Raw genomic sequence first — 624 nt, 5'->3', positions numbered from 1 at the left:
AAGGCGGTGGCTTATCAGCCGATGCGCTCACGGAGAAAGACAAAGCTGACATCATCACAGCCGCAGAAATAAAGGTCGACTATTTGGCCATTTCTTTCCCACGCAATGGCGAGGACATGCACTATGCCAGACGCTTGGCCCGGGATGCCGGCTTAGAAGCAAAACTCGTCGCAAAAGTAGAACGTGCAGAAACCGTCGCCACGAGCGAGTCGATTGACGATATCATCCTAGCTTCTGACGTCGTGATGGTCGCTCGCGGCGATTTAGGGGTTGAGATTGGCGATCCTGAGCTGATCGGTGTTCAGAAAAAACTCATTCGTCGAGCTCGAAGTTTGAACCGCGTTGTCATTACTGCAACTCAAATGATGGAATCGATGATCAATAGCCCAATGCCAACTCGTGCAGAAGTCATGGACGTAGCAAACGCCGTTTTGGATGGCACCGATGCCGTGATGCTGTCTGGAGAGACCGCTGCCGGTCAATATCCGGTAGAGACCGTGAAATCAATGGCGGATGTCTGTATTGGCGCAGAAAAGATGTCTGAAGCAAGTCTATCGACCTACCGTCTCGATCGCACCTTTGAAACAGCAGAAGAGACCATTGCAATGGCAACCATGTACTCAG

The 624-nt window shown here is 51.3% G+C and carries 1 protein-coding gene; it reads left to right on the top strand.

The genetic code is table 11. The features are described 5' to 3' along the window. Positions 1-624, top strand: a 624-nt coding sequence (locus tag R7Z77_RS26510) for a pyruvate kinase (protein WP_318137193.1), incomplete at both ends; no start/stop codon positions are given.

The organism is Vibrio sp. 1401, from assembly GCF_033340295.1.
Note: the sequence above shows the minus strand (reverse complement) of the source record. Positions and strands in the feature narration are given on the sequence as shown.